Annotated in this window: 7 protein-coding genes and 1 tRNA gene; all 8 read right to left on the bottom strand. The window is 44.0% G+C overall.

Features of this window, described 5'->3' with window-relative positions; translation table 11 throughout:
• Positions 1-107: 107 nt before the first annotated feature.
• The 8 genes from GPK83_RS03255 to GPK83_RS03220 all read right to left on the bottom strand — a co-directional run bounded on the left by GPK83_RS03255 (position 108) and on the right by GPK83_RS03220 (position 7,026).
• Entirely contained in the window at positions 108-1,013 is a 906-nt protein-coding gene (locus GPK83_RS03255) for a PepSY domain-containing protein (protein ID WP_158553106.1), read from the bottom strand.
• A 292-nt stretch (positions 1,014-1,305) separates the two neighbouring features.
• Positions 1,306-2,139, bottom strand: coding sequence for a replication initiator protein A (locus GPK83_RS17280; protein WP_345941764.1), 834 nt, complete (start codon positions 2,137-2,139; stop codon positions 1,306-1,308).
• Entirely contained in the window at positions 2,136-2,339 is a 204-nt protein-coding gene (locus tag GPK83_RS03245) for a hypothetical protein (RefSeq protein ID WP_252196220.1), read from the bottom strand. The genes GPK83_RS17280 and GPK83_RS03245 overlap by 4 nt, the downstream gene beginning before the upstream one ends.
• A 569-nt stretch (positions 2,340-2,908) precedes the next feature.
• Positions 2,909-2,985, bottom strand: a tRNA-Arg gene (locus GPK83_RS03240).
• Between the two features lie 376 nt (positions 2,986-3,361).
• A complete protein-coding gene (locus tag GPK83_RS03235) occupies positions 3,362-4,267 on the bottom strand; it encodes a DUF3881 family protein (protein WP_117552762.1) in 906 nt (301 codons plus the stop codon).
• 5 nt (positions 4,268-4,272) lie between these two features.
• Positions 4,273-5,067, bottom strand: a complete 795-nt coding sequence (locus tag GPK83_RS17275) for a DUF4446 family protein (protein ID WP_345941763.1) — start codon at positions 5,065-5,067, stop codon at positions 4,273-4,275.
• A gap of 61 nt (positions 5,068-5,128) precedes the next feature.
• The gene (locus GPK83_RS03225; protein ID WP_117552764.1) at positions 5,129-6,256 is read right to left on the bottom strand and encodes a ParB/RepB/Spo0J family partition protein; all 1,128 of its coding nucleotides are present in this window, start codon (positions 6,254-6,256) and stop codon (positions 5,129-5,131) included.
• Complete coding sequence (locus tag GPK83_RS03220; protein WP_015552797.1) at positions 6,256-7,026, bottom strand: AAA family ATPase; 771 nt, start codon at positions 7,024-7,026, stop codon at positions 6,256-6,258. The genes GPK83_RS03225 and GPK83_RS03220 overlap by 1 nt, the downstream gene beginning before the upstream one ends.
• Positions 7,027-7,290: the final 264 nt, after the last annotated feature.

Genomic DNA, 7,290 nt, shown 5'->3' with positions numbered 1-7,290 from the left:
AAAGCAATATTCAGCTAAAATACAGTAACTATGTGGCTTTCAGCCACTTTCACGGCTGATCCGTGAATAATCTAGGATAATCTTTGTACGCAACTACTTCTCCTGTCTTAACGGACCTTCTCAGCATCCCACTCCATTACGGATCCGGTCGCTGCATCAATCGTGAATTCGTATTCCGTTCCACCGTAGATGATCTTTCCTTCATATTCCGGGTGTCCGTCTTCATAATCAAGCTTCCATTCGTAGAGATTCTTGTCTGTTGCACCGCTTACACGGTCAAGGGCTGTTTTCTTTGCATCTGCCTCACTGACCGTAACGTTCCTGCTGTCTGCTCCCATCGTTTTTTCTTCATATGCGGAGCTGATGATCTCTCCGGTGTCTGCCGCAATCTCATAGTCATACTTGGCACCGCCTGCATACCATTCAATGTCATATACCTGACGTCCGTCTTCATAATCAAGCTTTGACTTGGTGATCGTTGCGTCCGCTGCCTTCACTCCGGCATGCTCCAGTGCGATCTTCTGTGCTGCTGCTTCATCCACGGTTCCGGTACCTGTTGCATTCTGTGCCGGTGCAGCGGCTGAGGTCTGTGCCTGGGCTGAGGCTGAACCTGAGGTCTGTGCCGGAGCCGAGGCAGCGGGGTCTGCCGTTTCCGTCTGCGTCCCGGAAGTCTGTGCATTCTGTTCCTGGCTGCTCATTTCCATGACAGCTCCTGTCTGTGCATTGATCGTGTAGGAGTAGGCATACTCTCCGGAAGTAAATTCCACCTTATAGCAGGCCACTCCCGCCACCTCACTTAAGGTCGTGGCTGAAATGTCTGCATCTGCCGCTTCAATATCCGCTGCTTTTAACGCCGCTTCCTGTGCCTCCTCCATAGGGATCATCTGTGTCTGCTCCTTCGTCTGCTCCTGGCTGCTTTGCTGCGGAATACTGGCTGCCGCATTATCTCTGCATCCGGTCAAGGTCATTGCAAGTGCAAATGCCGCTCCGGTAAAAATCCATTTCTTTCTCATACTCTTTCTTATCCCTCCTATCAGATTGGAATGAGTAAAGTGTAGCCGATATCCTGCCAGATTACAAGTGAAATTTTTGTGTACAGGGTATATTTGTAAAAATCTAACAAATATAGTAACACTTGCAATACCGTAAATTGCGCCGCCCATGCCTCTTTTTACAGATTCCCTGATTGTCTCCATTTTGTATAACAAAAGGCAGCCCACTATGGACTACCCTGATAAAAATAAAAAGCAGCAAATCATTTGCTATGTGTAGTGATATTCTATGGAATCAGTACTGTGTATTCATTTATAGAAGAGGATTCCTATCAAAATATATACCAAGATTACTGTTTCTCTCCAGTGAATGTCTTTCTTCTTTAATGTACCTCCAGGACATAACATATCGAATGTGTTCGACATTCAGTTTCATAAACCGACTGCGGACAATTTCTGCTGGACGTTCCTCTGCACCAATGCGAATCAATGGTCGCTTCGTGCAAACTGTTTCAACGATCAACTCCAGAATGTTATCCAACATTTCGGAATCGTAAGGGTAATCCTTCTTCAACAAATCCATACTGAGCTGATCCGAGAAATAATCAAAGTATTCTTGATACCGGTCATTCTCGTCCATCATTCCACCATTTCCGGAAGGAAAGATAGAATCAGTATCACTAAATTCAGTATTTTTAATATCAGTATTATTACATTGTGATTTCGGAAGTTCTTGAGTTGTGATTTCCATTGTTCCAGAATTGTGATTTTCACAATTCAAGAGTTGTGAATCCACAGCAGAGATAAAGTTCTTCACATAGATCAGGTTGGGCTTTCCCAGACCCTGACGCTTGCGTTCAATCAATCCTGCTTTCTTCTCAAGTTCACTGAGCAGCTTGATAGCCTTTTGTTCAGCACAGTTCAGAGCCATCTTCGCTTCGTCGATTGTAAAAATGATATACACTCGACCGTTTTTATCTATCCAACCATTCTTGGCAGACAGGCTCATGCGGTCAAGCAAAATGCCATACAGCATCTTGGCATCGGCAGAAATATTCCAAAACCTCTCGTTCGTGAACAACACCTTCGGAACTCGATAGAATGTGAATAGCTCGGATTGCTGACCGTAAAAATAATCAAAACTCACACGGCTTCACCACTTTCTTTCTGCGGAAAACTTTCTGTTGTCAGTAGAACGCTGCAGAAAGTCGTATCCGTCTTTTCATAAGGACATCGGGCAAAAAAGCAGAAGCGGTATTCCTGTTCATACGCATCCATATCAACGAATCCCCACTTCACGCATAACCTTCTTCGTACACCAACCAATGCACGGGTGATCTCGCCCATAGGGACAGCCATCACATTCCGACTTGGGTTTCGGCGGCAAAGAGATTAAGTAGTAGCAATTATCTCTACCCAGACGGCAACCCTTTCTGCCATTCGTCCAGAAGTAACAGTAATGACAGTCGCTCGGCTTGTCTGCGGCATAAACAGGCTTGCTCAAATAAAACACCTCCAATCTCTTGTATTTGCCCATGGTTTTGGGCATAAAAAAAGAGCGCCTATCCATCCCCAATGCGGGGCAAATAGACGCTCTATGTAGATAACGATATTCAATTTTATCTGCTATAACTGCATGGTACTCAAAACATCCGCCTTTTTTGATTAGCTGGATTTTTGGCACGATTTTGGGGCTAATTAGCAGGAAGGGCATTTTCATTAGCAAGAACAGCCTGTTTTCTGCTAAAAATTAGCTGGCGATTTTGTCTTATAACAACCGTTCGATTCTGGAGGGCTTGTCAAAAATCAAATTTTGGAGTAGAATTCTATCTCATGCAGTGAAAGAGCTTTTTCGTGCCTTTTCATATAAGAAAAGCCGAAAACCCTTGAAAACAAAGGCTTTCGGCGTTGTTCACTGGCGTCCATAAGAGGATTTGAACCTCCGACCCCACGCTTAGGAGGCGTGTGCTCTATCCAGCTGAGCTATATGGACGTGTCTGATATATGATTATAGCCCGACCAAGGTCGAACTGCAATCCCTTATTTAGTTTTTTTGAGGTGACCGTTGTAACGCAACCTTAGGAGGCGCTTGTTATATCCATTTAACTATGGGAACAAATTCCGTATTTTCGGGCTTTTCAGCCTTTCGGTCACGGTAACCAACTTTATGAACTCATCCACTTTCGTCTGGCGAATCCACAGAAACACGCAACTTAAAAAAGCTACGCTATATATCTTAACAAACAACACCCTGAAAGTCAAGACATCAAAGCTTCACTTTACACGAAAAGCTGTACTGAAAAGCTAAAAGCCATCGCGCACAGTCCGTAATCTGAGATTCTGTGCCCTGATGGCTTTTATTTTATAACCTATTTTATTCCCTGTTTTCTTATAATGTCTTCCAGCTTCAGAGTCCCTTGCATCCAGATCTGTCCTTTAAAACGACGGCCCGGCTGTGGTTCACCTAAGAGGTCCTTACTGTTGATGCAGACCACAAACTCCAGATCGTGGCTCTCAATCTTCATACGATAAATTTCCTCTTTTGTGTAAATATTTCGGATTTTTTCAACTTCTTCAATTTCTCCGATGACAGAATACTGGTCACATTCCACTCCGCAAGGCATGAAACAGGAGTCTATAATAGAGTAGAGATCCTCCTTCATGGCTCTTCTGGAAATCTGGGAGTAAAGATCGATATCCTCGATGGTCAAACTCTCCATGGCGTCCTCATCCCCATTTTTTGCGGCCTCAATCAGACTGTTGCGGTTTTTCGCAGCAACCTTTGCCTTTTGGATCTGTTTCTGGCTCTTCTTGATCGGAAGAAGGATCTTTCCACCGATGGACATCCCGGAAAAGCAGACGGAACTAATCTTGGAGTGATGTTCTTTATCCAACATTCTTTCCCTAAATTCCAGAAAATTCTGGATGTAGAAGATCAATGTGATACCGACCTTATTCTCATCCACCATGCCGGAGTAAGTCTCTTTCTCCGTATGTCTCTGAACGGAACACTCTTCCGTGGATCCGATTATATGGCTCTCCTGATACGGGAAGTAAAACTCCCGCTCGAAATTCCCCTCTTCGTTCAGTTCTCCGATGATTGAAATTCCAAGGCCCGGAGCAACTTCTGTACGCATTTCGCAGACATTGCTCTCCTCGTCGACCTGAACACATCGTGTCATTGACGGCTGCCGTTCCAGCAAATCCAGCAATTTTTCAATATCTTTTTTCTTTGTATACATGCTGAAACCAGCTGCACGTAAAAATTTATGCATATGGATCAATAATCTCCTTTATTATCCTCACCGTCGGGATCATATGACAGAGCATCAAAATTCCCGATGGTATCTGTCTCAATCTCAACTTCTTCTACATCGTATGCGTCAGCATACTTTTTTACACGTTCTTTCTCATTCTCACGGCGCTCTGCCTGACGTTTTCTCAATTCCTTCATGCGCTCGCTCTTTTTGCGCTCACTGCTCGGAACCTCGATATCCTGCTCTCCTGAGCCGCTTTTTAACTCTTTCTTCTTGCTGTTTGCGGCCTTTTCCTTCATTGCGAGGCGCTCATCCATCGTCGGACGTTTTACGTATCCCAGCGCCTGCTCCAGCGCTTCCTGCTCTTCACCGCCAAGGAGAACCTCTGTCGCACCTTCCTCTACCTCTTTTAAGTAGATATAACAGCCCTCACGGCTGTGTACAACGTCCAGTATGAAACCACTGTTCTTGTTGTCTAACATTGCGATAACAAAGCTTAGATTGCCGCCCATGCCCTTGAATGCATTGTACTTAACATATCCGAATTTCTGGAATGAGGACTTGATCTGCCTGGAAAGCTGTTTCATTGCATCCTTGCTGGAGCGATCTTTTTCCTGCAGCTCCTCCATCTCATCCATGATATCCATGATCGTATCTTCCAGTGTCTCTGCGTCTTTTCCTCGCATGAAGATATCATATCTTCGGTACAGTTTATTGAGCTTTACAATACAAATGATCACCACGATCAATAACACCAATGACAGGATTGAAAATCCGACGATCAGTACCATTGGATCGATGGGGATACTGTATAACATACTGTTTTCCATTTTCTGTTTTCTGTCCTTCCGTTTGTGTCTGTGCTTTTCGTTTGATTTATTACACTCTTAAAGACTCCATAAGTTCGATCAGACGTTCTAACTCTTCCTGGGAATAATACTCGATCTCGATCCTACCCTTATTTTTATCCTTCTGGTTGATAACGACCTTCGTACCCATGATAGACTTTAATTTGTCTTCCACCTGCCGGTAGATGAGATCGATATCCGGTCCCTTTTCCGGTTTCTTTTCTTTCGGCGGACGGTTCATCATCTTAACAAGTTTTTCCACGTCACGTACGCTTAATTTCTCCTCGATGATTTTTGCAGCTACCTGATACTGGCGTTCACCTTCTTCAAGTCCCAGGAGTGCTCTCGCGTGCCCGCTGGAAATCTTTCCCTCTGCCAGCATATCCTGCACACGAATATCAAGTTTCAGAAGGCGCATGCTGTTTGTGATCGTCGCACGATTCTTGGATACACGATTTGCAATCTCCTCCTGCGTGAGATGAAACTCCTGAATCAGTTGCTGGAATGCCTGTGCTTCTTCGATCGGATTTAAATCAGCACGCTGTACATTCTCAATCAACGCGATCTCCATAGTCTGCTGCTTATCATACTCACGGATCAATACAGGAACATCTGTGACTCCGGCAAGTTTTGCCGCGCGCCAACGACGCTCACCGGCTATGATCTCATAATGATTTCCCTTTTTTTGGACAATCAGTGGCTGTAAGATTCCATATTGTTTGATAGAATCCGCCAGCTCCTGAAGGCTTTCCTCATCAAAATTTTTTCTCGGCTGCTCGCTGTTCGGTTCAATCAGGTTGAGCTTCAATGTCTGCTCTATCGGCTTTTCCACGATCTTTTCGACCGGTTTTTCTACGATTTTCTCGACAATTTTCTCGACCGGCTTCTCGACGATCTTCTCAACAATTTTTTCCACCGGTTTCTCGACGATCTTTTCGACTACGATCGTTTCAGCATTCGTGCCCGTCTTTGCTGTTTTACTGCTGTCCGTCTTTTTCCCTGTTCCATCTTTTTCCGTATTTTTCGTGGTGCCCTGATTTACCATCAGGTGGTCTTTTCTCTCACTTCTGCTCACTTTTTCTGCAGCGTTCTCTTTCGTAGTTGTGACTTCTTCCCCGAAGAACGCGCCTAAACCTTTACCTAATCCACGCTTCGCCATTATATTTCTTCTCCTCTGCTGATGACTTCCGCTGCTAAAAGTCTGTAGCTCTCCGCTCCTGATGATCGGCTGTCATAAAGATTGATCGGCATGCCGTAGCTCGGTGCCTCAGCCAGTCTGACATTTCGCGGAATAATTGTCTTATAAATATTTTCATTCAAGTGTTCTTTTACGTTCTCTACAACTTCCAGAGACAGATTTGTTCTGGAATCATACATTGTAAAAACAACGCCCTCTACTTCCAAAGATGGATTCAGCTTTTTCTGAACAAGATTTACCGTTTTTAATACCTGACTTAATCCCTCCAGGGCATAGTATTCACACTGGATCGGGACAAGAACTGTATTGGCCGCAGTCAGTGCGTTAATCGTGAGAAGGTTCAGGGACGGAGGACAGTCAATGATAATAAAATCATACTTTCCGTCTAACAGTTCCATATTTTTCTTGAGAATGCTCTCCTTTTCTTCCATATCAAGAAGCTCAATCTCTGCTCCGGCAAGGTCCACATCCGACGGCATCACGTCCAGACGTTCCTGCACACTTGGATTGATACACTCATCCACGGTGCATTCTCCCATCAGCAGTTCGTATACAGTATTGTCAATATTTCCTTTTTCCAATCCAAGTCCACTTGTTGTATTTCCCTGTGGATCAAAGTCCACAGTCAACACCCTCTGTCCTGCTTCAGCCAGGCAGGCGGATAAATTGATTGCAGTCGTCGTCTTTCCGACACCACCCTTTTGATTTGTAATTGCAATAATACGTCCCATACCTCTATCCTTTCTGCAGGTCAGCTCTACTTTTATTATCCTGTAATTATTTCGCATATCAGTCTGGTTTAGCTCATTTTAACCATATTTACTGATTTTCTCTATCATTTGAATCTTGATAATCTTTCCCATCCGATCATTAGCGAAACTTAGTATAACACAATTTTTCTTATTTTCCTATTGCTTTACCTTATAAAATTAAAAATGTTTCACGTGAAACATTTTTGCAAATCATACAAGCATCATTTTATGTTTCACGTGAAA

This window comes from Clostridium sp. MCC328, assembly GCF_018785465.1.
Lineage (GTDB): Bacteria > Bacillota > Clostridia > Lachnospirales > Lachnospiraceae > Pilosibacter > Pilosibacter fragilis.
Note: the sequence above shows the minus strand (reverse complement) of the source record. Positions and strands in the feature narration are given on the sequence as shown.